Origin of the sequence: Brevundimonas sp. 374 (assembly GCF_900102995.1) — a bacterium.
GTDB lineage: Bacteria > Pseudomonadota > Alphaproteobacteria > Caulobacterales > Caulobacteraceae > Brevundimonas > Brevundimonas vesicularis_C.
Genome location: NZ_FNKT01000001.1, coordinates 838,966 through 860,517, shown reverse-complemented (window position 1 = coordinate 860,517; position 21,552 = coordinate 838,966). Strand labels below are relative to the sequence as shown.

The following is a 21,552-nucleotide window of genomic DNA, read 5'->3' as shown; positions in this document are numbered from 1 at the left end:
CTTAGGCTTCCAGCAGGACGAGGGGTTCGCCGAACTCGACCGGCTGGGCGTCGCCGACCAGGATTTCGGCCACAACGCCGTCGCGCGGGGCCTGGATCGGGTTCATCGTCTTCATGGCTTCGACGATCAGCAGGGTCTGGCCCTTCTTGACCTTGTCGCCGGGCTGGACGAAGGCCGGAGCCTCCGGCGAGGCCTGCAGATAGGCGGTGCCGACCATCGGCGACTTCACCTCTTCGCCGGCGCGGGCGACGATGGTGGCGGGGTCCGACGGCATGGCGGCCGGCGCAGCAGCGGCGGCGGGCGCAGCGGCGACGGGAGCGGGGGCGGCGGCGTACTGAACCGGAGCGGCGTTGACGGTGACTTCGCGCGCCACGCGGATGCGCAGTTCGCCGCGCTCGACCTCGACTTCCGTCAGATCGGTCTCGTTCAGAATCTCGGCCAGCTGGCGAACCAGGGCGGCGTCGATTTCAGCGTGTTTCTTGTCATCGGCCATTGGAGTTGCGCCTTGTCTTTCGTGGTCTTTGATAAACGGGACGGGGCTCAGCCGCGTTCCCGAATCTGGGTGAGGGCCGCCTGGACGGCCAGTTCATAGCCCGCCGCGCCGAAGCCGGCGATGACGCCGGTCGCCGCGGAGGACACATAGGAGTGATGGCGAAACGCCTCGCGCGCCGCCGGATTGGACAGATGCAGCTCGATCACCGGGATCGACAGCGTCTTCAGCGCATCGTGCAGCGCCACCGACGTATGCCCATAGGCCGCCGGATTGAGGATCAGGGCGTGGGCGCCCTCGCGCGCCTCCTGGATCCAGTCCACCAGCACGCCTTCATGGTTGGTCTGGCGAAACACGATCTGCGCTTCACCGGCCGCCCGGACGCAGCGCTGCTCGATGTCCGCCAGGGTGTCGCGGCCATAGATGTCCGGCTCCCGAACCCCGAGCAGGTTCAGATTGGGGCCGTTCAGCACATGAATGACGGGCGTTTCGGCCATGGTTCCAGAATCGATCCGGCGCAGCGCGGCGCAAGAGGGGCCTTTTAGCGGACGCAGGGCGTGGGTCAAACGCTCGCGGCGTCGAACCTTACCCGACGTTACGTGCGATGGCGTGGATTTCGCAGCGCCGGCTGCCATCGTCCCTGGTCGGGACGGCCTGTGGGAGCGCCGAGGATGCGCCAGGACGGCAAACTGATCCTGAGAACCGTGGTGGCGACCTTTGCGGCCTTGGCCGTTGCGGTCGGCGCCTTCCTGTTTGAGGCGGGCTGAGCGCACAGTCTGGCGAACCGGCCTGTCACCGTCTATCTGACGCGCGACGGTCGGCGAGGCGAAGGTCAGGGAGAATGCGCGTGCACCAGATCCATCTCAATGGCGAGCCACGTCAGGTCCAGGCCGCCACCATCCTGGCCCTGGTCGAGGAACTGTCGCTGGACCCGCGCAAGGTCGCCGTCGAACGCAATCTCGAGATCGTGCCCAAGTCCCTGCACGCCGCCACGCCGGTGGCCGCAGGGGACCGCATCGAACTGGTCCAGTTCGTCGGCGGCGGTTGATCAGACCTTGAGGATGGGGCCCTCGTAGAGACTGATGGCGCTGTCCGCCGTCAACAAGGTCAAGTCTTCGCAGCGCGCTTGAGCGATTAAGGCGCGATCAAAAGGATCGCGATGGAGCAACGGAAGTTGCCCCGCGACGATCCCATGCTCGCTGGTCATGACCACCTCCACGAAGCCATTCACGGTGAGCAGATAATGGAGCCGTTTGGGATCGATCGAGAAGTCCTCGGAATTCCGAGCCGTCTTGATAGCGATTTCCCATATGCTCATCGCGCTGAAATGAAGGGTGTTGTCACGGTCATTGATCAGTTCGCAGGCCTTTTCGCTCAGTCGCCCCGTGTCGAAAGCGGCCCAGATCAAAAGATGAGTATCTAGAAGCAGGTTCACGATTTGCCGTAGAACATGTCTTCAATGTCGTCCTTGAAGGGCGTCTTGATGTCATCAGGAACCACGCCTTCGCCCTTCATAAACCCGATGCGCTGAACCGGCTTCTTCTGCGTGTCATCTAGGGCAGTCACCTTCACCATCGGCTTGCCGGCCTTGGCGATGATGAAGGGTTCGCCCTTCGCCGCCTTCTCAATCAGGCGGGACAAATGCGTCTTGGCCTGATGAATATTGACCGTCTCCATGACGTGTCTCCATTGAACTTAGTCCACTTAGTTTAGTCTATCTGATGGTCTCTCGCAACGCGGTGTGATCCTTGCGACCTTTCGCTCGGCGGCCAGGGCGCGTAGGTCAGCACTCATGACCGATACAGCCAATGAAACCTGGTCCGTCGCCGGCCGCACCTTCAACTCGCGCCTGATCGTGGGCACCGGCAAATATGCCGACTACGCCCAGAACGCCGCCGCCGCAGAGGCGGCCGGGGCCGAGATCGTCACCGTGGCCGTGCGCCGTGTGAACCTGTCCGATCCGACCCAGCCGATGCTGGTCGACTACGTGAAGCCGGATCGCTTCACCTTCCTGCCCAACACCGCCGGCTGTTTCACGGGCGAAGATGCGGTCCGGACCCTGCGCCTGGCGCGCGAGGCCGGCGGGTGGAGCCTGGTCAAGCTGGAGGTGCTGTCCAACACCGCCCACCTGTATCCCGATATGATCGAGACGCTGCGGGCGCTGGATCTGCTGATCAAGGACGGCTTCGACGTCATGGTCTATTGCACCGACGACGTGGTGATGGCCAAGCGGCTGGAAGACGCCGGCGCCGCCGCCATCATGCCCGCCGCGGCCCCGATCGGCTCGGGCCTGGGCATCCAGAACGAGGTCAATGTCCGCCTCATCGTCGAACAGGCCAAGGTGCCGGTTCTGGTCGATGCGGGCGTCGGCACGGCCTCGGACGCGACCCGTGCGATGGAGCTCGGCTGCGACGCCGTCCTGATGAACACCGCCATCGCCGGGGCCAAGGACCCCATCCGCATGGCCCGCGCCATGAAACACGCCGTCATCGCCGGCCGCGACGCCTATCTGGCCGGGCGGATGGCCAAGCGGATGTATGCCGACCCGTCGTCGCCGCTGGCGGGACTGATCTGACCCAACCGTTTCCTCCCCACAGCGTGGGGAGGGGGACCGCGAAGCGGTGGAGGGGTTCTTCAAGTCTCACGGGCCACCGATGCGGTGAAGAGCCCCTCCGTCGCGGCGCGAAGGCGCGCCGCGCCACCTCCCCATGAATGGGGAGGAGACGATGCTCAGCCATCGCAATGCCGCTGGTCCGTTGTCAGTGAATCCAATCGCTTGCCTATTTATGTCCCCCGTCTCCCATCCAAGGGGTCAAACGGCCCCATAATGCATCCGTCTCGTCGCATGGAGGGCTCGCCTGGCCTGCGACCTTGCGGCGGCGGGAGCGGATGGAACGGGGGCGGGTCTGAAACGGCCCGCGTCGGCGGCGACTCATGGAGCGCCGTCGGAGGGTCGGGGGGGATACTCGGCCGCACTCGGGACGGTCCTCGCAGGGACCGCCGACCCGTCGCAGGCTTATGGGGTTAGGCGATAAGACCGCCACCGCTCGACGCCCCGAGCTTGCAGGCCAACCAACCGCGCGGAGCGTCATACCCTTCGTCGAAACGGTAACTCAAACCACAGAACTCCGGGCGAAGGCCCGGCGCTCCGCCCAGCCCTCCAAACTTCGCTGCGACCGCGCGAAGGCGATACCCCCTGTCCGGAGACCCGCATGGCCCGTCCCAAACCCCGTCGTCCCAAACCCGGTCGCGGCCTCCCCCCGCCCTACAAACAGACGCCCGAGGAAGAGGCGGAGGACGAGCGCATTCGCGCGGAGCTGTTGGTCGAATACGAACGACTAGACGCCATCTTGGTCATCAAACAAGCCGAGGCCGACGAGCGTGCCCGCATCAAGGCGATAAAACGCGAGGCGGAGGCGCAGGAGGCCCGCGACCTCGCCGCCAGCAATGCAGGGCAACAGCCTATCCCTACGGTCCAGTCGCCAGACCGCATCAGAGACCTTTGGACCTAATCGTCCAGCAGGGCCTGCAGCAGCGGATGGGCCAGGACCGGCGCAGCCAAACGCACCACGGCCTGGGGATCTTCAAGACGCACGGCCGCCGTCGCGTCGGCGACGATGAAGTCGGCGTGGGTGCGCGACGGTTCGGTCAGGCGCTCGTGACCCGGACGCACCGTGGCCAGATATTGCGCCACGACCGAATCCGCCGATCGGCCCCGCTCGGCCTGGTCGCGCAGCAGGCGGCGGATGAAGCGGATGTCGGCGGGGGTGTCCACGAAGACCCGGATGTCGAACAGGGCGGTCAGATCGGGGGTGCACAGAACATGCGTGCCCTCGACGATCACCACCTCGGCCGCCGAGATCGGCTCGCCGCCCGGCTCGCGGCCGTGATGGATGAAGGAATAGACCGGCGCCGTCACCGCGCGCCCGGCCTTCAATGCCTTCAGATCCGCGATCATCAGGTCGTGATCGCGCGCCGTCACATCGTCGAAGTCGAAGGTCGCGGCGTCGAAGCCGGGCAGGGAGGCTGCGTCCTTATAATAGCTGTCCTCGCGCACCAGCACGGCCGACCCTTCCGGCAGGGCCGAGACCAACGCCTCCGCTAGGGTGCTTTTGCCGGAGCCGGAGCCCCCCGTGATCGCGATCAATATGGTCATGGCGCGCCTTCTAGCCGGACGATCCGGCCGACGCCACGGGGGACGATCCGCCGCGCCGTGACTGACGCTACGTCACGTTGCTTATCGCCGATCACCGATGTTAGCGTCGGCTCAAGCGTCGCATCAAAGCAGACGCATCCAAGGGACAAGGATACGACATGCTGGGCTTGATGCAGGACTGGCCGCTGACGGTCGACAAGATCATCGACCACGCCAAAAACTGGCATGGCGAACGCGAAGTGGTGACGCGCTCGGTCGAGGGGCCCATCGTTCGCACGACCTACGCCCAGATCCACGACCGGGCCAAACGCGTGTCCAGCGCGCTGAAGGACTGGGGCGTCCGGCCGGGCGACCGCGTCGCCACCCTGGCCTGGAACACCGCCAACCACATCGAGGCTTGGTACGGCATCATGGGCATCGGCGGGGTGTGCCATACCCTGAACCCGCGCCTGTTCCCCGAACAACTTGTCTACATCATCAATCACGCCGAAGACCGGATCATCTTCGTCGACCTGACCTTCGTGCCGCTGCTGGAAGCGATCCTCCCGCATATCCCGAAGGTCGAGCGCGTCGTCATCATGACCGACGCCGCCCACATGCCGCAGACGAAGCTGCCCAAGGCCGTCGCCTATGAGGACGCGATCGCCGGTCAATCGACCGACGTCGTCTGGGGCGACTTCGACGAACAGACGGCCTGCGGCCTCTGCTACACCTCCGGCACCACGGGCAATCCGAAGGGCGTGCTGTATTCGCACCGCTCCAACTTCCTGCACACCTTCATGGGCCTTCAGGCCACGGTGATGGGCGCCACGCCCAAGGAGGTGATCCTGCCGGTCGTGCCGATGTTCCACGCCAACGCCTGGGGCATCGCCTTCGCCGGCCCCGCCGCCGGGACCAAGCTAGTGATGCCGGGCGCCAGGATGGACGGTCAGTCGATCTATGAACTGATCGAGCAGGAGGGCGTCACCTTCTCGGCCGCCGTGCCGACCGTCTGGCAGGGTCTGTTCGCCCACATGAAACAGAACGGTCTGGGCTTCTCGACCCTGAAACGCGTGCTGATCGGCGGCTCGGCCTGCCCCGAAAGCCTAATCCGCGGCTTCCAGGACGATTTCGGCGTCGAGGTCACCCACGCCTGGGGCATGACCGAGACCTCGCCCATCGGCACCATCGCCAACCTGCCGCCCGAAATCCTGAAGCTCTCGTACGACGAGCAGATGAAGTACCGCCTGAAGCAGGGCGTGCCGCCACTGGGCGTCGAGCTGAAGCTGAAGGACGAGGCGGGCGCCGAACTGCCTCACGACGGCGCCACCTTCGGCCGTCTGATGGTCAAGGGGCCGACGATCAGCCGCGCCTACTTCAAGGAAGACGGCTCGATCCTGGACGACGAAGGCTTCTTCGACACTGGCGATGTGGCCACGGTCGACGACCTGGGCTTCATGCAGATCACCGACCGCGCCAAGGACGTGATAAAGTCGGGCGGCGAGTGGATCAGCTCCATCGAGATCGAGAACATCGCCGTGGGTCACCCCAAGGTCGAGATCGCCGCCGTCATCGGCGCGCCTCACCCCAAATGGGACGAACGGCCCGTGCTGATCCTGAAGCTGAAGCCCGACGAGACGCTGGACAAGCAGGAGCATCTGGACTTCCTGACCGGCAAGATCGCTAAATGGTGGATGCCCGACGACGTGGTCGCCGTGGACGACATCCCGCTGGGCGCGACCGGCAAGATCGACAAGAAGCTTCTGCGCGACCGGATGAAGGACTATCGCCTGCCCACCGCTGCCTAACTGTAAACCGGAGCCTGAATGCCGACCAGAAAGCCCGTACCCGCCATTCTGCCCTGGCTGACTGCTCTTGCTGCGGCGCCCTTTGTGTTGGTCGTGGCGGCCGTTACGGCGACGCGGTTCGGCGGGCTCGATCTGGCGATCGGCTATGACCTGCTGACCTGGACCGTGGCGCGCTTCCTGGCCTGGGTCGGCCTGGCGGCGGCTCTGGCGGCGGCGGTGCTGGCGCTGCGCGATCTGAAGGGCAGGGGGATCTATGCGTTGGCGGCGTTGGTCCTGGCGGGCGGGACCGTCGCCGGCTTCGTGCTGCGTCAGGGCCAGGATGCGACGCCCCATCCACGTGACGTCAGCACCAATCTTGACGAGCCACCGGGCCTGCCGCGCGCCGCCGGCGTGCGCAGCGGCGCACCCCAAGCCTGTGAGGGCGTAGACGCCGTCCCGACCCAGGTCCTGGCCCAGCAGGCGACCTCGGCGCTGGTCGACGCCGGCTTCGTCGTCACCCGCGCGACAACCTTCCAGGTCGAGGCCGTGCACGCCGGCGCCTGGTTCGGCTTCGCCACCGACGCGGTCGTTCGCATCCGCCCCGGCCGCACCGACATCCGCGTCGCCGCACGCGGCAGCCGTCCCGACGGCGGCGCCACCTGCCGCCTCGCCGCAAAGATCGCCCGAAACCTGGAGATGGAACGCTAGGCCGGCCGGAACCGCGCCGACAGATCGGGCGGCCCGTCGCTGAGCGCCACGCCGTCCTCGACCAGTTTGATCAGATGAGCCAGCACCGACAGCGACGCCGCCGGCCACAGCCGCTGATCGACGGCGGCGTACAGAACCGGGACCATTTCCGCGATCGTGCGATCCCCCGCCGCCAGCCGCTGGAGCACTTGCGCCTCCCGCTCCAGCCGATGCGCGCGATAGGCCTTCAGAAACGGCTGCACTTGCGTCACCGGCGCTCCGTGCGTCGGCCACAGCACGTCGAAGTCGCGTGCGATCACCGCGTCGAGGCTGGCCATATACTGACGCATATTCCCATCCGGCGGCGCCACGACCGTCGTCGACCAGCCCATGACATGGTCGCCGCAAAACAGGGCGTTCTCCTCGCGCAGGACGAAGGCCATGTGATTGGACGCGTGCCCGGGCGTGGACATCGCCTCGATCGTCCAGCCGTCGCCTTCAATCACCTCGCCGCCCGTCAGCAGCACATCGGGCGCGAAGTCGGCATCTTCATCCTCGTCCAACGCACCCGACGCATGCGTTTCCCGCATCGGAGGCCGAGCCGCCCAAATCCGCGCCCCGGTCGCCTCGGCGAACGGCCGCGCCAAAGGTGCATGATCCCGATGCGTATGCGTCACCAGCACATAGCTGACCCGCCGCCCCTCGACCGCCGCCATCAGCGCCGCCAAATGCGCCTGATCCAGCGGTCCCGGATCGATCACCGCGACCTCGGCCCCTTGGTCAGGTCGGCCGACGATATAGGTCCCCGTCCCGGTGAAGGTGAAAGGCCCCGGATTGTCGGCGATCACCCGCTGGATCAATGGCGACACCTGATCGCGCCGCTCATAGGCGAAGTCGAACGCCCTTACGAACGGGATCATCGTCACGGCCGCGTTTGGCGCAGAGCTTGCGTTAACGTCTCGGTAATCATGCCTGGAGCGCCCACAATGGCCCGTTCGATCGCCAACGCTGTATCAAATCGGCTTCCGTTCGTCGCGGCGGCGATCTTGTGTCTCGCCGCGGTGCAACTGATCGCCGCCTCCTGCACGCCGGAGCCCGCACCCTATGCGGCGCGGGTGATGATCCAACGCTAGAGGCCTACTCGCGGCGGACGCGGAAGGGCGGATCGTTCGCCACCTTCATCATGTAGCTTCCCAACGCCGCCCTGCGCACAGTCACTGGATACTGCCGCTCAGCCGAAAAGAGCACGTCTACGCCGTCGGTCTTTCGCCACACGGAGCCGTCATTCAGCGTGATTGACCATTCGCCCCTGCCAAGGTTTCGGGCTGATGTCATCGTCGCCGAGATGGACTGCAACTCTTCCGACCGCCCTGACCCGCTGAAGGGGTTCAAGTCTGTGACGTTGAAACCGAACAACCGGCGTTGATTCTGCTCCACATCCTGCCGGCTGACGATCGCGACCTCGCCGGCAGCTGCCAATCGAGCTGCGGCGGCGTCGAAACATGCTAGCCGGGCGGCGTTGGCCTCAATCGTCGTGCATTGCATGACGGCTCCGACCAGGTCGGTTCCCGATGAAGACAAATCTTGCTGCGCCAGAGCCTGGTCTGACCAAAAAATAACCGATGCAACCGATAGAACGGTGATTCTTTTGGCGCTTACGACAGCTGAGCGGGTCATAATCTTCTTCGTCTCGTTAAGTTGGCGGCCAGTATATCACTAGAAATCAAGGTGTGTCCGATGTCGCTGTAGCGACTACGGTGTGTCGTCTTTGCGACAGGCGTGTCGCCAATGTGTTCAAGCGCCACCTTCTCGCTGGACTTGGCGCCTGCGTTGGTATGCTCTCGCGCCCAACCGATCGCATGGTCGGCAAATGGCTAATGTATTGAGCAGTTCGTTTCTAACGAACTTGGCTCTTCTGGGAGAACAAGCCTTGAACACCAACAGATATCGTCGCGGCCTTCTGGCAACCACGATCATCGGCGGCGCCGCTTTGGCGATGTCCGCTACGCCCTCGTTCGCACAGTCGGCTGACGACCAAGCGACCGACGTCGGCGAGATCGTCGTCACGGGTTCGCGCATCGCCCGTCAGGACTATCGTTCGACCAGCCCGATCGTCACCGTCACCGCCCAAGACTTCCAGGCGACGGGTTCGGTCACGATCGACACCTTGATCAACGATCTGCCGCAGTTCACCCCGTCGATCTCGTCGACCTCGAACAACCCGTCCAATGGCGGCCAGGCCAACATCAACCTGCGTAACCTCGGCTCGAACCGCACGCTGGTCCTGATGAACGGCCGTCGTGTCGTTCCGTCGAACTCGGACGGTTCGGTTGACGTCAACCTGATCCCGACCGCTCTGATCAAGAACATTGAAGTCATCTCGGGCGGCGCCTCTGCGGCCTATGGTTCGGACGCCCTGGCTGGTGTCGCGAACTTCATCCTGGACGAGAACTTCTCGGGCGTTCAGGTCGACGCCCAATACGGTGAAACCGATCGCAGCGACGGCAAGACCGAAAGCTACTCGGTCACTGTCGGCGGCAACTTCGACGACGACCGTGGCAATATGGTGCTGTCGCTGGGCCGCTCGACCCGCGACGTGATCTTCAACGCCGCGCGTGACTTCTCGGCTGTGTCCGGTCCTTCGGGCACCTCGCCCCTAGGTTCGACGATCTTTGACGGCAACAACCTGCCGAGCCAAGCCGCCATTGCAGCTTATTTCAATAGCCCTAATCTGTCGGAGACCGGCGGGTTCGGTTTCAACGATGACGGCTCGCTGTTTTCGTATACCGGCAAGCTGAATGTCAAGAACCCGGCTGGTGCGGGCGCCGAGTACACGGCTCCTGGCGCCGACTATACGTTCAACACGGGCCCACTAAACTATCTGCAGTTGCCGCTGGAGCGCTACAACGTTTACGGCGGTGGTCGTTACAAGATCAACGACAACGCTGAAGTCTATGCGAATGCGCTGTTCACCCAATACATCGCCGATACCGAACTTGCCGCCAGCCCGGCAGCAAATGGTACTGGCTTCCGCGTTCCCGCGACAAACCCGTTCATCTCGGCTGATCTACGTGCCATCCTGAACACGCGTGCGAATCCTAACGGCTCGTTCCTGCTCAACAAGCGTTTCACCTCGCTGGGCGGCCGTCACTCGACGGAAGAGTATAACATCTATCAGATCACCACGGGCGTCCGTGGTCAGGTGCCGCAAAGCAGCTGGACCTATGACGTCTACGGTTCATATGGTCGCGTTTCGAACACCACCACGCAGACCGGCAACGTGTCGCGTTCTTCGGTTCAGCGTCTGCTGGACGCGGCGGACGGCGGCGCGAGCCTTTGCGCAGGCGGTTTCGATCCGTTCGGCGTGACGACCCTGTCAGCCGAGTGCAACAGCTACATCGGTCGCTCGGCTCGTAACTCGACTGTTACGGAACAACGCGTCATCGAAGCCTCGCTGCAAGGCAAGGCGTTTGATCTGCCGGCCGGTGAAGTTCGCGTCGCGCTGGGTGCTCAGTATCGCCAGGACGACTTCGCCTTCGGAGCCGACTCCTCGTTGGCTCAACAAAACGCTTCTGTCGATCACTTGGGCGCTAACGGCCAGCCTGACGGCGGCAAAGTGGGCGGTTCGGAAATCGCAGGCTTCAACCCGACGCCTTCGTTGAGCGGCGGCACAAACTCGAAGGAACTGTTCATCGAAGCCTTGGTGCCGCTGCTGGCGGACCTGCCCTTCGTCGAGCAACTGGATCTGAACCTGGGCTACCGCTACGCCGATTACAGCACGGCTGGCGGCACTCAAGCCTATCGTGCTGAACTGGACTGGACCGTCGCCGGCGGCTTGCGCGCTCGCGGTGGTTACAGCCGCTCGGTTCGTGCGCCTTCGATCGGTGAGCTGTTCGCCACCGCCAGCACGGACTTCCCGAATATTGGCAGGCCTACGGCTGGCGGTACGGGCGGCGATCCCTGCGATATCCGCAGCAGCTTCCGCCAAGGTCCGGATGCCGCCGCCGTGCGGGCTCTCTGCCTGGCTCAAGGCGTCACATCGCAAGCGATTGACCGGTACACTTTCTCGAACGATCAGGTGGAAAGCCGCACAGGCGGTAACCCGGACCTGTTCGAAGAAACCTCGGACAGCTGGTCTGCCGGTCTGGTGTATCAGTCGCAGTTCGCTTCGCCCTGGCTTTCGGGCTTCTCGGCCTCGATAGACTACTACAATATCGAGATCACTGACGCGATCGGCTCCATTGATGCGCCGGACTCGTTGGCGGGTTGCTTCAATGTGACGGGCGAAAACCCGACGTTCGACGCCTCCAACAGCTACTGCCAGCTGTTCACCCGCGATCCGCTGTCGGGTAACATCACTGGCGCCATCGAAAACCAGGCCAACCTCGGCATGATCAAGACGTCGGGCATCGACTTCCAGGCTGACTGGGCCTTCAACATCGCCGACATCGGTGGTGGCGATTGGGGCCGTCTGAAGTTCAACACGGTCATCAGCTGGCTTGAGAACTACGAAGACAACGTCGTCGAAGGCGGCGTCTTCACGGATCGCACCGGCACGATCGACAGCTCGTTCGGCAACACCTTCCCCGAATGGAAGGCCTTGAGCTCGGTGACTTGGGCTAGCGGCCCGTTCTCGGTCGGCGCCCGCTGGCGCCGGGTGGGCGAGGTCACGGTGATCAACACGACCCAGGTTCTGCCTTCGATCGACTACTTCGACCTGAACGGTTCGTGGTCCGTCAATGACACGGTCGCCCTGCGCGCCGGCGTCAACAACCTGACCGACGAACAACCGAATACTTTCGTTCCGGGCGTTCAGGCCAACACCGACCCATCGACCTATGACGTGCTGGGTCGCCGCTACTACGTCGGTCTGACCGCCAAGTTCTAAGGCCGGTCAACGACACCAGACTGAGGCGGCGGAGCAACGCTCCGCCGCCTTTTTCGTTTAAGCGCCGCCGTAGAAAAACCATTGGCGTGGTCGAGCGTTGATGATCGTCGCCCGTTCGCGGCGCTCCTGAAGGAAGACCATGCTCAAACTCCTCGTTCCCGGTATCTCGGCCCTGTCGCTGCTGGCCGCAGGCTCAGTCGTCGCCCAAACCCAGGACGGTCCGATCGTCACGGGCAATCGTTCGGGCGAGACCGCCGACGCGCTGAAGACCCGCGAGGCCATCGCCTATGCACGGCCGCTGCCGCGCGGGGCGCCGAGCGCCGACTATCCGCTGGTGGCGTGGTGCGATGCCTTGGTGACCGGACATGCCGATCTGGGCGAGACGCTGACGTCGCGCGCGCCGGAGGATGCCGAGTTGGTACGTCTGGGCCGTCTCGAAGCCCAGGATTTCCGCAGCGCCCTGGCTGCGGCCGCGCCGCGCCAATCGGCGGCTTCGAAGGCCGAGGCCGAGCAGGCCGTCGCCGCCGTCAAGGCGCAGTGGGCGCCGTTGATGGCAAACCCCGACGCCGAGGCGCGCAGCCAGTCGTTCGGCCTGTTCTTCGGTCTGCCGGGCCGATGCGAGCACGCCGCGCGCCGCCTGCGCGACAACATCACCACGCCGCCCGCCACGCTGGAGAGCGTCGGCATCAACTGATCGGTTCGGCGGTTACCCGATGACAGACGGCGGTTTGAGCCCGGCTCAAGCCGCCGTTTCGCGTTTGGCGGCGTAGGGATCGTAGTTGAGGATAGGCGCCAGCCAGCGCTCAGCCGTGGCGACGTCCCACCCCTTGCGGCGGGCGTAATCCTCGACCTGGTCCAGATCGATCTTGCCGACGCCGAAATAGTGACTGCCCGGATGGCCGAAATAGAGGCCCGACACCGAGGCCGGCGGCGTCATGGCATAGCTCTCGGTCAGGGCCATGCCGGCGTGGTCTTCGGCCTGTAGCAAGCGGAAGAGGGTGGCCTTTTCCGTGTGATCGGGCTGGGCGGGATAGCCCGGGGCAGGGCGGATGCCCTGATATTGTTCGGCGATCAGCGCGTCGATGTCGGTCGTCTCGTCGGCGGCATAGCCCCACAGGGTGGTGCGAACTTCCTTGTGCAGCCGTTCGGCGAAGGCCTCGGCCAGGCGGTCGGCCAGGGCGGTGGCGAGGATGGCGGAATAGTCGTCGCCTGCGTCCTTGAACCGTTTCGCGACTTCCAGCTCGCCGTGCCCAGCCGTGACGGCGAAGGCGCCGATATAGTCGTCCCCCTCATCGGCGATGAAGTCGGACAGGGCCAGATTTGGCTTGCCGTTCGACTTCTTGATCTGCTGGCGCAGGGTGTGGAAGCGGGCGACCTCCGTGTCGCGGCCTTCGTCGGCGAAGACGATGACATCGTCGCCGTCGGCGTGGGCCGGCCAGAAGCCGACGACGCCTTTGGCCGTGAACCACTTCTCCTCGATGATCCGCTTCAGCATGACTTGCGCGTCGGCGAAAAGGTCGCGGGCGGCCTCGCCGACGATCTCGTCATCCAGGATCAGCGGATAGCGGCCGATCAGCTCCCAGCTGGCGAAGAAGGGCGTCCAGTCGATGTGGTCGGCCAGATCCTGCAGGTCCCAGGCGTCGAAAGCCTTCACGCCGAGGAAGGACGGCTTGCCGGGCATGGGCTGGGCGGGGTCGATACGGAAGCGATTCTCGCGCGCCTGAGCCAGGGTCGCGCGGGCCTTCACCTCCTGGCCGCGGGCATATTGCTCGCGGATGCGGATGTATTCGTCGCGTGTGGCGGCCTCGTTCTTCGCGCGCTCGGTCTTGGACAGCAGGCCCGAAACGACGCTGACGGCGCGCGACGCGTCGACGACATAGGTGGTCGAGCCCCGGCGATAGGCGGGCTCGATCTTGACCGCCGTATGGGTGCGGCTGGTGGTTGCGCCCCCGATCAGCAGAGGGATGTCGAAGCCGCGCCGTTCCATCTCGGCGCCGACAAAGACCATTTCGTCCAGCGACGGCGTGATCAGGCCCGACAGGCCGATGATATCGACGTTGTGGGCTTTCGCCTCGTCCAAGATGCGGTCGGCCGGGACCATGACGCCCAGGTCTATGACCTCGTAGTTATTGCACTGAAGCACGACGCCGACGATGTTCTTGCCGATGTCGTGAACGTCCCCCTTGACGGTGGCCATCAGGATGCGGCCCGCCTGCTCGCGCGGCTTGCCGGCCTTCTCGGCCTCCATGAAGGGCTCCAGCCAGGCGACGGCCTGTTTCATCACGCGGGCGGACTTCACCACTTGCGGCAGGAACATCTTGCCCGAGCCGAACAGGTCGCCGACCACGTTCATCCCGTCCATCAGCGGGCCTTCGATCACGTGCAGCGGGCGCTCGGACGCCAGGCGCGCCTCTTCGGTGTCGGCCTCGATGAACTCCGTGATGCCGTTGACCAGGGCGTGTTCGATCCGCTTGCCGACCGGCTGTTCGCGCCATTTCAGATCGACGACGCGGGCCTGACCCTTCTCGCCCTTGTAGCGGGGCGCCATGTCGACCAGCCGCTCGGTGTTCGACACATTGGTCCGCTGCGGCCGGTTCAGGATCACATCCTCGACCGCCTCGCGCAGTTCGGCGTCGATGTCGTCATAGACCGGCAGGTCGCCGGCGTTGACGATGCCCATGTCCATGCCCGCCGCGATGGCGTGGTACAGGAAGACGCTGTGAATCGCGCGGCGCACCGGCTCGTTGCCGCGGAAGCTGAACGAGACGTTCGACACCCCGCCCGAGATGCGGGCGTAGGGCAGGGTGCGTTTGATCTCTCGCGTCGCCTCGATGAAATCGACGGCGTAGTTGTCGTGCTCCTCGATCCCTGTCGCCACGGCGAAGATGTTGGGGTCGAAGATGATGTCTTCAGGCGGGAAGCCGACCTCGTTGACCAGAATGTTGTAGGCGCGGGTGCAAATCTCGATCTTGCGCGCGGCGGTGTCGGCCTGACCGACCTCGTCGAAAGCCATGACCACGACGGCGGCGCCGTAGCGCAGGCATTTGATCGCATGGTCGCGGAAGGCCTGTTCGCCCTCCTTCATGCTGATCGAATTGACGATGGGCTTGCCCTGAACGCACTTCAGGCCCGCCTCGATCACCTCCCATTTGGAGCTGTCGATCATCACCGGCACGCGGGCGATGTCGGGCTCGGCCGCGATCAGATTCAGGAAGGTCCGCATGGCGACGACGCCGTCCAGCAGGCCTTCGTCCATATTGACGTCGATGATCTGGGCGCCGGCCTCGACCTGCTGGCGGGCGACGTCCAGCGCGGCAGAATAGTCGCCCTCGACCACCAGCTTGCGGAATTTGGCCGAGCCGGTGACGTTGGTCCGTTCGCCGACGTTGATGAAGACAGGACGCACTTACGCTACCAATTCAAAAGGTTCGAGGCCGGATAGACGTAAGGCCACCGGCCGTTCCGGGATGGCGCGCGGTTTCAGCGGCGCGACCTCTTCGGCGACGTGACGAATGTGATCCGGCGTCGTGCCGCAGCAGCCGCCGACGATGTTGACCAGGCCGGAGGCGGCCCATTCCTCGATGAAGTGGGCGGTCTCGTGCGGTTCTTCGTCGTACTGGCCCATGGCGTTGGGCAGGCCGGCGTTGGGGTAGGCCGCGACCAGGGTGTCGGCGACCCGGCTCAGTTCGGCGATGAAGGGGCGCATCAGGTCGGCCCCCAAGGCGCAGTTGAAGCCGACGGCGAAGGGTTTGGCGTGGCGAACGCTGTTCCAGAAGGCCTCGGCTGTCTGGCCCGACAAGGTGCGGCCCGAGCGGTCGGTGATGGTGCCGCTGATCCAGATGGGCAGGGCGTCTAGCCCCTCGTCTTCCAGATCCTTGATCGCCTTGATCGCGGCCTTGCAGTTCAGCGTGTCGGTGATGGTTTCGATCAGATAGAGATCGACCCCGCCCTCGTTCAGGGCCTTCACCTGATGGCGATAGGCCTCATAGACCTGGTCGAAGGTCACGCTGCGGGCGCCGGGGTCGTTCACGTCGGACGACATCGACAGCATCTTGTTCAGCGGACCGATGGAGCCGGCGGCGAACCGCGGCTTGTGCGGCTCCTTTTCCGTCCAGCGGTCGGCGGCGGCGCGGGCCAGTTTCGCGCCTTCCAGATTGATGTCCCACACCGCCTCGGCGTCAAGGGCGTAGTCCTCCTGGGCGATGGTGGTGCCGGAGAAGGTGTTGGTTTCGCTGATGTCGGCGCCGGCGGCGAAATACTGGTCGTGCAGGTCGGCGATGACATCGGGCCGCGTGATGCAGAGGATGTCGTTGTTCCCCTTCATCTGGTGTCTTTCGTCATAGCCGTTGGCGGCGACAAAGCGGTCGGCGCGGAAGTCGGCTTCGTCCAGCCCGCGACGCTGGATCATGACGCCCCAACTGCCGTCGAGGACCAGGATGCGTTCCTTAGCCGCCTGATGCAGGGCGGCGATGCGTTCTGCGCGGGTCATTGGTCTGCCGCCGTCTCGCGCACGCCCAGAACCCGACAGATCGCATAGACCAGGTCGGCGCGGTTCAGGGTGTAGAAGTGGAAGTCCGAGAAACCCTCTTCCTGCAGACGCGCGCACGTCTCGGCGGCGACGGAGGCGGCGAGCAGTTTGCGGGTTTCGGGATCGTCGTCCAGGCCGTCGAAATGCGCCTTCAACCAGTCAGGAATGCTGGCGCCGCAGGCGCCGCACATCCGCTGAAGACCAGCGAAGTTGGACACGGGCATGACGCCGGGGATCAGGGGGATGGTGACGCCCGCCGCCCGCACCCGGTCGCGGAACCGCAGGAAGGCGTCGATGTCGAAGAAGAACTGGCTGACGGCGCGGGTCGCTCCGGCGTCGACCTTGGTCTTCAGCACCTCGATGTCGTGATCGATGGAGGGGCTTTCGGGATGGCGTTCGGGATAGGCGCCGACCGTGACGTCGAAGCCGCCGATGCGGCTGATGGCGGCGGTCAGCTCGGTGGCGTTGGCATAGCCGTCGGCGCGCGGCTGATAGACGCCACCAATGCCAGCCCCGCCGGGCGGATCGCCGCGCAGAGCCACGATGTGATCGACGCCGATCGCCTTGTAGCCTTCGATGACCTCGTCGACCTCGTCACGGCTGGCCTCGACGCAGGTCAGGTGGGCGGCAGGGCGGAGCGAAGTTTCCGTGATGATGCGCTGGACTGTGCGGTGGGTCCGCTCGCGGGTCGAACCGCCGGCGCCGTAGGTGACGGACACGAAGGCGGGGTTCAGCGGCTCCAGACGGCGGATCGCCTTCCACAGATTGGCCTCCGCCTCATCGGTCTTGGGCGGAAAGAATTCGAACGAGATGCGTACGGCATCGCGGTTTGATCCGGCGCGGGCTACGGGGCCAAGCGGCGACAGCAGCAGGGCGCGGGCGTCGGCTAAATTGAGGGAGGCGGAGGAGGCCATCAGGCGGTCTTTCTGTCCTGGACTCGGCGTTCCGCCGTCCAGATGGTCACGGTCAGGCCCTCGGCATCGTGGGGCAGGGCGATGGGGGCCGATGGCGTCAGGCCGCCGTCAATGAGCCAGCCGTTGATCTCGCTGTCGGCGAAACCCAAGCGGCGATGCTGATGCGCCTCGCGCATATGTTCGAAGTCGTGCGGGGCGAAGTCGATGATAACCAGGCGGCCGTTCGGACTGACCAGGCGGGCGGCCTCGGCGACGGCGGCGGACGGATCGGACAGGTAGTGCAGCACCTGATGCACGATCACCAGATCGGCGCTGGCGGCGGGCAGGCGGGTGGCGAAGATGTCGCCGTGGCGCAGTTCGACCTGTTCCACTCCCGCCTTGGTGACGTTGGTGCGGGCGATGTTCAGCATGTTCTGGCTGAGGTCCAGCCCGACCGACATCTTCGCCTTCTTGCCGAACAGGGTCAGCATCCGGCCAGAACCCGTGCCCAGATCGACGACACGTTCGAAGGGGCCGGGACCGACCGCCTTTTCCAGCGCCGCCTCGACAGCGCTTTCGCTGACGTAGAGCGAACGCAGGCGGTCCCACTGGGGCGCGACCTGTTCGAAATAGCTGGCGGCGGCTTCCTCGCGGTCCTTGCGGACCTCGTCCAGACGCCGATGATCGGCTTCGCCGGCGTCTTCGGCCAGGATGTCCAGCACCGTGTCGATCAGCCGGCGCGCCTGGGCGTCATGCGACAGACGGTAATAGACGCGGGCGCCGTCGGGAAAGCGTTCGATCAGCCCGGCGTCGGTCATCAGCTTCAGATGGCGTGATACGCGCGGCTGGCTTTGGTCCAGAATGCGCGACATTTCCATGACCGACAGCTCTTCGCCCGCCAGCAGCGACAGAACGCGCAGACGGGTGGGTTCGCCGGCGGCGCGAAGGGCTTCGACAGTCTGATCGGCGGACAAACTCATATGCTGATATAAAGATATCCTTATATGATTTGGCAAGTGAAATCGGTTTCTTGGAACCGCGTCGACGGGAATGGTTCGTGCGTGCGTTAAAGCCCACAGACCCGTCTTGGAGTGATCTTATGCGTAGCCTGTTCATCGCCGCTCTTGCTGTCGCCGCCGCCAGTCCGGCGTTGGCCCAGAGCGACTTTCCCGAGACGCCCATGCCTCAAATGTCTGGGCCTGAAATGTCAGGGCGGCCTATGGGCGGACAGATGCGGCCGCCGGAGCGCGAAAACCTGGCCCAGATGCAGGCGCGCATGACCCAGATGTTCAACCGCCTAGACGCCAATGAAGACGGCGTGGTCGACGCCAGCGAACTGGCCAATGCACGCGGCGGTCGTATGCTGGCGCGCTTCGACGCCGATGCGGACGGGCGCATTACTCGCGAAGAGTTCGACGTGGGCCTCGCCGCCGCCTTCAAGGCGATGGACAAGAACGGCGACGGCGTGGTGACGGCGGACGAGCGGCCGCAGCGTCCCCGCTGAAGTCAGACGACGGGCGTCTTCAGCGGCTCGCCCGCGAAATGCGCCTGCAGATTTTCGATCAGCAGCATCAGCATGCCCTGCACCCCGGCAGTCGTGGCCCCGGCGGTGTGGGGCGTCAGAATGACATTGGGCACGTCGGCCCAGCGGGCTGGGTCTGTCGGCTCTTCGATGAAGACATCCAGGGCCGCCTGACCCAATGTCTCTGACTTCAAGGCGGCGATCAGGGCGTCCTCGTCCACGACCTGACCGCGCGAGACGTTGACCAGCAGGCCGTCGGGGCCAAGCGCCTCGATGATGTCCTGCGAGATCAGGCCGCGATTGGTCTCGTCCGCCTTGCAGGCGACGACCAGGATGTCGCTGGCCTTGGCGAGCGCCAGAAGGTTGTCGGCGCGTGGCCATTCGGCCTCGTGCGGCCGCGGCCCCCACCAACTGACCGCCATTCGGAAAGCCTCGGCGCGGTCGGCGACGGCCTTGCCGATGTGGCCCAAGCCGACGATGCCCAACTTCTGGCCGGCAAGCGACGTCGTGATGGTGCGCGTCTCGAAGGTCCAGCCGCCGGCGCGGACCTGACGGTCGCCCGAGGCGATCTGGCGGCGTGCTGCCAGGATCAGGCCCAGGGCATGATCAGCGACGTCCTCGTGATTGACGCCGGGGGCGTGGGTGACGGGCAGACCGCGCTGGCGGCACCAGTCGATGTCGATCCCGTCATAGCCGGAGGTAAAACAGGCCACGAGGTCGAGGTTCGGCAGGCGTTCGATCAGCGCCTTGTCCAGGGCCGCCTCGCCGGCGACAACCATGACGCGGATGTCGTGGGCGGCCTCAATGGGCGGACCTTCCCAGAAGCGATAGACGTCGTAGGCGCTCTCCAGAAATCCCGAGAGTGGCGCAAGATGCCGCTGCATGATGAGAACGGCGGGGCGTTGGGTCATGCAGCGGCTCCTCTTGTCAGGTCAGGCGATCAGCGGCCGAACTTCTGGTGCTGAATACGCTTGGGTATGATGCTGTCGGCGCCCAGGCGGCGCATCTTGTCCTGTTCGTAGGCTTCGAAGTTGCCCTCGAACCATTCCACATGGCCGTCGCCCTCGAAGGCGAGGATGTGGGTGGCCAGACGGTCAAGGAACCAGCGGTCGTGGGAGATGACCACCGCGCAGCCGGCGAACTCTTCCAGAGCCTCTTCAAGGTTCTGAAGGGTTTCGATGTCCAGGTCGTTGGTCGGTTCGTCGAGCAGGATCAGATTACCGCCCGAGGCCAGGGTCTTGGCCAGGTGGACGCGGTTGCGCTCACCGCCGGACAGCTGGCCGACCTTCTTCTGCTGGTCGCCGCCCTTGAAGTTGAAGCTGCCGACATAGGCGCGGGTGTTGATCTCGCGCTTGCCAACCATCATCACGTCGGTGCCGCCCGAGATGGCCTGCCAGATGGTTTCGTCCGGCTTCAGGTCGTCGCGCGATTGGTCGACATAGGCCAGCTTGACGGTTTCACCGACCTTGATCGTGCCGCCGTCAGGCTTTTCTTGGCCGGTGATCAGCTTGAACATGGTCGACTTGCCGGCGCCGTTCGGGCCGATGACGCCGACGATGCCGTTGGGCGGCAGTTTGAAGGTCAGGTTGTCGAACAGCGTCTTGTCGCCGTAGGTCTTTTGCAGACCCTCGACTTCCAGAACGACGTTACCGAGGCGCGGCCCGGGTGGGATCTGGATGTGGGCGTGCGTCTGGGCGCCGCGCATCGATTCCTGTTCCTCGACCATCCGCTCGTAGGCGGCCAGACGGGCCTTGGACTTGGCCTGACGGGCTTTGGCGCCCGAACGCACCCATTCCAGTTCGCGGGTGAGGGCGCGCTGTCGGGCTTCGGATTCCGACTGCTCCTGCACGACGCGCTTGGTCTTGGCTTCCAGCCACGAGGAATAGTTGCCCTCGTGCGGGTGGCCCTTGCCGCGGTCCAGCTCCAGCGTCCACTTGGTGACGAGGTCCAGGAAATAGCGGTCGTGGGTCACCAGGATGACGCAGCCGGGGAAGTTTTCCAGGTGGTGCTGCAGCCAGGCGACGGATTCGGCGTCCAAGTGGTTGGTCGGTTCGTCGAGCAGCAGCATGTCGGGCTTGGACAGCAGCAGTCGGGCCAAGGCCACGCGGCGCTTTTCACCGCCGGACAGATTGGTGACTTCCCAGTCGTCGGGCGGGCAGCGCAGGGCGCCCATGGCCTGGTCGATGCGGCTGTCGATGTCCCAAACGTCGCCGGCGTCGATCTTTTCCTGAAGGGAGGTCATCTCCTCCATCAGTTCGTCGGTGTAGTTTTCGCCCAGTTCGGCGGCGACTTCGTTGAAGCGGTTGACCCACTGCTTCTCTTCGCACCAAGCCTCGACGTTCTGGCGGACGTTCAGGGCCGGATCGAGTTGGGGCTCCTGTTCCAGATAGCCGCGCTTGATGCCGTCGGCGGCGCGGGCCTCGCCGTTGAACTCGTTGTCCAAGCCAGCCATGATCTTCAGCAGGGTAGACTTACCCGAGCCGTTGACGCCGACGACGCCGATCTTGGCGTCGTTGTAGAAGCTGAGCCAGATGTTCTCGAAGATCTTGCGGCCGCCGGGGAAGGTCTTGGTCAGACCCTGCATCTGGAAAATATATTGCTGCGCCATGAGGTGCGGTGCGC

Annotated in this window: 22 protein-coding genes; 9 read left to right on the top strand and 13 right to left on the bottom strand. The window is 64.8% G+C overall.

The features are described from left to right. Position 1: 1 nt before the first annotated feature. Positions 2–493: an acetyl-CoA carboxylase biotin carboxyl carrier protein gene (accB, locus tag BLR19_RS04255; protein WP_055808514.1), complete on the bottom strand. Its 492-nt coding sequence runs from the start codon at positions 491–493 to the stop codon at positions 2–4. Positions 494–540: 47 nt separating this feature from the next. Continuing rightward, positions 541–987, bottom strand: coding sequence for a type II 3-dehydroquinate dehydratase (gene aroQ / locus BLR19_RS04250; protein ID WP_055808515.1), 447 nt, complete (start codon positions 985–987; stop codon positions 541–543). A 344-nt stretch (positions 988–1,331) separates the two neighbouring features. On the opposite strand from aroQ, the gene thiS reads away from it, so the two are divergent. After that, complete coding sequence (thiS, locus tag BLR19_RS04245) at positions 1,332–1,538, top strand: sulfur carrier protein ThiS (protein ID WP_055755162.1); 207 nt, start codon at positions 1,332–1,334, stop codon at positions 1,536–1,538. Here the strand turns inward: thiS and BLR19_RS04240 are convergent, their stop codons facing one another. Continuing rightward, entirely contained in the window at positions 1,539–1,925 is a 387-nt protein-coding gene (locus BLR19_RS04240; RefSeq protein WP_066551875.1) for a type II toxin-antitoxin system VapC family toxin, read from the bottom strand. It lies immediately after the preceding gene. Continuing rightward, the gene (locus tag BLR19_RS04235) at positions 1,922–2,167 is read right to left on the bottom strand and encodes a type II toxin-antitoxin system Phd/YefM family antitoxin (RefSeq protein ID WP_066551874.1); all 246 of its coding nucleotides are present in this window, start codon (positions 2,165–2,167) and stop codon (positions 1,922–1,924) included. The genes BLR19_RS04240 and BLR19_RS04235 overlap by 4 nt, the downstream gene beginning before the upstream one ends. Positions 2,168–2,282: 115 nt before the next feature. Here BLR19_RS04235 and BLR19_RS04230 point away from each other — a divergent pair, with 115 nt between their 5' ends. Together BLR19_RS04230 and BLR19_RS04225 are read left to right on the top strand one after the other, a co-directional pair. Continuing rightward, positions 2,283–3,065 (top strand): HisA/HisF-related TIM barrel protein, encoded by a 783-nt coding sequence (locus BLR19_RS04230; protein WP_039247919.1) that lies wholly within the window; start codon positions 2,283–2,285, stop codon positions 3,063–3,065. Between the two features lie 637 nt (positions 3,066–3,702). Next, positions 3,703–4,002 carry a hypothetical protein gene (locus BLR19_RS04225; protein WP_091747555.1) on the top strand — a complete coding sequence of 100 codons (300 nt, stop codon included), beginning with the start codon at positions 3,703–3,705 and terminating at the stop codon, positions 4,000–4,002. On the opposite strand, the gene udk is transcribed toward BLR19_RS04225, so the two are convergent. Beyond that, complete coding sequence (gene udk, locus BLR19_RS04220; protein WP_091747552.1) at positions 3,999–4,646, bottom strand: uridine kinase; 648 nt, start codon at positions 4,644–4,646, stop codon at positions 3,999–4,001. The genes BLR19_RS04225 and udk overlap by 4 nt on opposite strands. Positions 4,647–4,804: 158 nt before the next feature. Between udk and BLR19_RS04215 the strand changes: the two genes are divergently transcribed. Both BLR19_RS04215 and BLR19_RS04210 read left to right on the top strand, forming a co-directional pair. Then, positions 4,805–6,433, top strand: a complete 1,629-nt coding sequence (locus BLR19_RS04215; RefSeq protein WP_091747549.1) for a long-chain-fatty-acid--CoA ligase — start codon at positions 4,805–4,807, stop codon at positions 6,431–6,433. 18 nt (positions 6,434–6,451) lie between these two features. Beyond that, entirely contained in the window at positions 6,452–7,120 is a 669-nt protein-coding gene (locus BLR19_RS04210) for a DUF1499 domain-containing protein (protein ID WP_091747546.1), read from the top strand. Here BLR19_RS04210 and BLR19_RS04205 read toward each other — a convergent pair. Next, positions 7,117–8,019, bottom strand: coding sequence for an MBL fold metallo-hydrolase (locus BLR19_RS04205; protein ID WP_091747542.1), 903 nt, complete (start codon positions 8,017–8,019; stop codon positions 7,117–7,119). The genes BLR19_RS04210 and BLR19_RS04205 overlap by 4 nt on opposite strands. A 66-nt stretch (positions 8,020–8,085) precedes the next feature. Here BLR19_RS04205 and BLR19_RS14765 point away from each other — a divergent pair, with 66 nt between their 5' ends. After that, on the top strand, positions 8,086–8,232 hold the full coding sequence (locus BLR19_RS14765) for a hypothetical protein (protein WP_165116191.1): 147 nt from the start codon (positions 8,086–8,088) through the stop codon (positions 8,230–8,232). A 4-nt stretch (positions 8,233–8,236) separates the two neighbouring features. On the opposite strand, the gene BLR19_RS04200 is transcribed toward BLR19_RS14765, so the two are convergent. Beyond that, positions 8,237–8,776 carry a hypothetical protein gene (locus BLR19_RS04200; protein ID WP_143007329.1) on the bottom strand — a complete coding sequence of 180 codons (540 nt, stop codon included), beginning with the start codon at positions 8,774–8,776 and terminating at the stop codon, positions 8,237–8,239. A gap of 253 nt (positions 8,777–9,029) precedes the next feature. On the opposite strand from BLR19_RS04200, the gene BLR19_RS04195 reads away from it, so the two are divergent. Both BLR19_RS04195 and BLR19_RS04190 read left to right on the top strand, forming a co-directional pair. After that, positions 9,030–11,987 (top strand): TonB-dependent receptor domain-containing protein, encoded by a 2,958-nt coding sequence (locus BLR19_RS04195; protein ID WP_369818830.1) that lies wholly within the window; start codon positions 9,030–9,032, stop codon positions 11,985–11,987. 139 nt (positions 11,988–12,126) lie between these two features. Continuing rightward, positions 12,127–12,681: a hypothetical protein gene (locus BLR19_RS04190; RefSeq protein ID WP_091747532.1), complete on the top strand. Its 555-nt coding sequence runs from the start codon at positions 12,127–12,129 to the stop codon at positions 12,679–12,681. A 45-nt stretch (positions 12,682–12,726) separates the two neighbouring features. On the opposite strand, the gene metH is transcribed toward BLR19_RS04190, so the two are convergent. Genes metH through BLR19_RS04170 form a run of 4 tightly spaced genes read right to left on the bottom strand, consistent with a single transcriptional unit; the run spans position 12,727 to position 18,388 of the window. Beyond that, entirely contained in the window at positions 12,727–15,393 is a 2,667-nt protein-coding gene (gene metH, locus BLR19_RS04185; RefSeq protein ID WP_091747529.1) for a methionine synthase, read from the bottom strand. Continuing rightward, positions 15,394–16,476 carry a homocysteine S-methyltransferase family protein gene (locus BLR19_RS04180; RefSeq protein WP_091747526.1) on the bottom strand — a complete coding sequence of 361 codons (1,083 nt, stop codon included), beginning with the start codon at positions 16,474–16,476 and terminating at the stop codon, positions 15,394–15,396. Next, entirely contained in the window at positions 16,473–17,429 is a 957-nt protein-coding gene (gene metF / locus BLR19_RS04175; RefSeq protein ID WP_091747523.1) for a methylenetetrahydrofolate reductase [NAD(P)H], read from the bottom strand. Before metF ends, BLR19_RS04180 begins: the two co-directional genes overlap by 4 nt. Further along, positions 17,429–18,388, bottom strand: a complete 960-nt coding sequence (locus BLR19_RS04170) for an ArsR/SmtB family transcription factor (RefSeq protein WP_091747520.1) — start codon at positions 18,386–18,388, stop codon at positions 17,429–17,431. Before BLR19_RS04170 ends, metF begins: the two co-directional genes overlap by 1 nt. A 119-nt stretch (positions 18,389–18,507) precedes the next feature. Here BLR19_RS04170 and BLR19_RS04165 point away from each other — a divergent pair, with 119 nt between their 5' ends. Next, positions 18,508–18,912 carry an EF-hand domain-containing protein gene (locus BLR19_RS04165; protein WP_066551861.1) on the top strand — a complete coding sequence of 135 codons (405 nt, stop codon included), beginning with the start codon at positions 18,508–18,510 and terminating at the stop codon, positions 18,910–18,912. A gap of 2 nt (positions 18,913–18,914) precedes the next feature. On the opposite strand, the gene BLR19_RS04160 is transcribed toward BLR19_RS04165, so the two are convergent. Together BLR19_RS04160 and ettA are read right to left on the bottom strand one after the other, a co-directional pair. After that, a complete protein-coding gene (locus BLR19_RS04160) occupies positions 18,915–19,841 on the bottom strand; it encodes a 2-hydroxyacid dehydrogenase (RefSeq protein ID WP_091747516.1) in 927 nt (308 codons plus the stop codon). A gap of 29 nt (positions 19,842–19,870) precedes the next feature. Then, positions 19,871–21,538 carry an energy-dependent translational throttle protein EttA gene (gene ettA, locus BLR19_RS04155; protein ID WP_091747513.1) on the bottom strand — a complete coding sequence of 556 codons (1,668 nt, stop codon included), beginning with the start codon at positions 21,536–21,538 and terminating at the stop codon, positions 19,871–19,873. Positions 21,539–21,552 lie beyond the last annotated feature (14 nt).

What these genes read in the sequence shown, in the direction of transcription:
- accB (WP_055808514.1), bottom strand. Translation starts at nt 493, where the DNA reads ATGGCCGATGACAAGAAACACGCTGAAATCGACGCCGCCCTGGTTCGC.
- metF (WP_091747523.1), bottom strand. Translation starts at nt 17,429, where the DNA reads ATGGCCTCCTCCGCCTCCCTCAATTTAGCCGACGCCCGCGCCCTGCTG.
- BLR19_RS04225 (WP_091747555.1), top strand. Translation starts at nt 3,703, where the DNA reads ATGGCCCGTCCCAAACCCCGTCGTCCCAAACCCGGTCGCGGCCTCCCC.
- BLR19_RS04200 (WP_143007329.1), bottom strand. Translation starts at nt 8,776, where the DNA reads ATGACCCGCTCAGCTGTCGTAAGCGCCAAAAGAATCACCGTTCTATCG.
- BLR19_RS04180 (WP_091747526.1), bottom strand. Translation starts at nt 16,476, where the DNA reads ATGACCCGCGCAGAACGCATCGCCGCCCTGCATCAGGCGGCTAAGGAA.
- aroQ (WP_055808515.1), bottom strand. Translation starts at nt 987, where the DNA reads ATGGCCGAAACGCCCGTCATTCATGTGCTGAACGGCCCCAATCTGAAC.
- BLR19_RS04170 (WP_091747520.1), bottom strand. Translation starts at nt 18,388, where the DNA reads ATGAGTTTGTCCGCCGATCAGACTGTCGAAGCCCTTCGCGCCGCCGGC.
- BLR19_RS04235 (WP_066551874.1), bottom strand. Translation starts at nt 2,167, where the DNA reads ATGGAGACGGTCAATATTCATCAGGCCAAGACGCATTTGTCCCGCCTG.
- ettA (WP_091747513.1), bottom strand. Translation starts at nt 21,538, where the DNA reads ATGGCGCAGCAATATATTTTCCAGATGCAGGGTCTGACCAAGACCTTC.
- BLR19_RS04190 (WP_091747532.1), top strand. Translation starts at nt 12,127, where the DNA reads ATGCTCAAACTCCTCGTTCCCGGTATCTCGGCCCTGTCGCTGCTGGCC.
- BLR19_RS04230 (WP_039247919.1), top strand. Translation starts at nt 2,283, where the DNA reads ATGACCGATACAGCCAATGAAACCTGGTCCGTCGCCGGCCGCACCTTC.
- BLR19_RS04210 (WP_091747546.1), top strand. Translation starts at nt 6,452, where the DNA reads ATGCCGACCAGAAAGCCCGTACCCGCCATTCTGCCCTGGCTGACTGCT.
- BLR19_RS04165 (WP_066551861.1), top strand. Translation starts at nt 18,508, where the DNA reads ATGCGTAGCCTGTTCATCGCCGCTCTTGCTGTCGCCGCCGCCAGTCCG.
- BLR19_RS04205 (WP_091747542.1), bottom strand. Translation starts at nt 8,019, where the DNA reads ATGATCCCGTTCGTAAGGGCGTTCGACTTCGCCTATGAGCGGCGCGAT.
- BLR19_RS04215 (WP_091747549.1), top strand. Translation starts at nt 4,805, where the DNA reads ATGCTGGGCTTGATGCAGGACTGGCCGCTGACGGTCGACAAGATCATC.
- BLR19_RS14765 (WP_165116191.1), top strand. Translation starts at nt 8,086, where the DNA reads ATGGCCCGTTCGATCGCCAACGCTGTATCAAATCGGCTTCCGTTCGTC.
- thiS (WP_055755162.1), top strand. Translation starts at nt 1,332, where the DNA reads ATGCGCGTGCACCAGATCCATCTCAATGGCGAGCCACGTCAGGTCCAG.
- udk (WP_091747552.1), bottom strand. Translation starts at nt 4,646, where the DNA reads ATGACCATATTGATCGCGATCACGGGGGGCTCCGGCTCCGGCAAAAGC.
- BLR19_RS04160 (WP_091747516.1), bottom strand. Translation starts at nt 19,841, where the DNA reads ATGACCCAACGCCCCGCCGTTCTCATCATGCAGCGGCATCTTGCGCCA.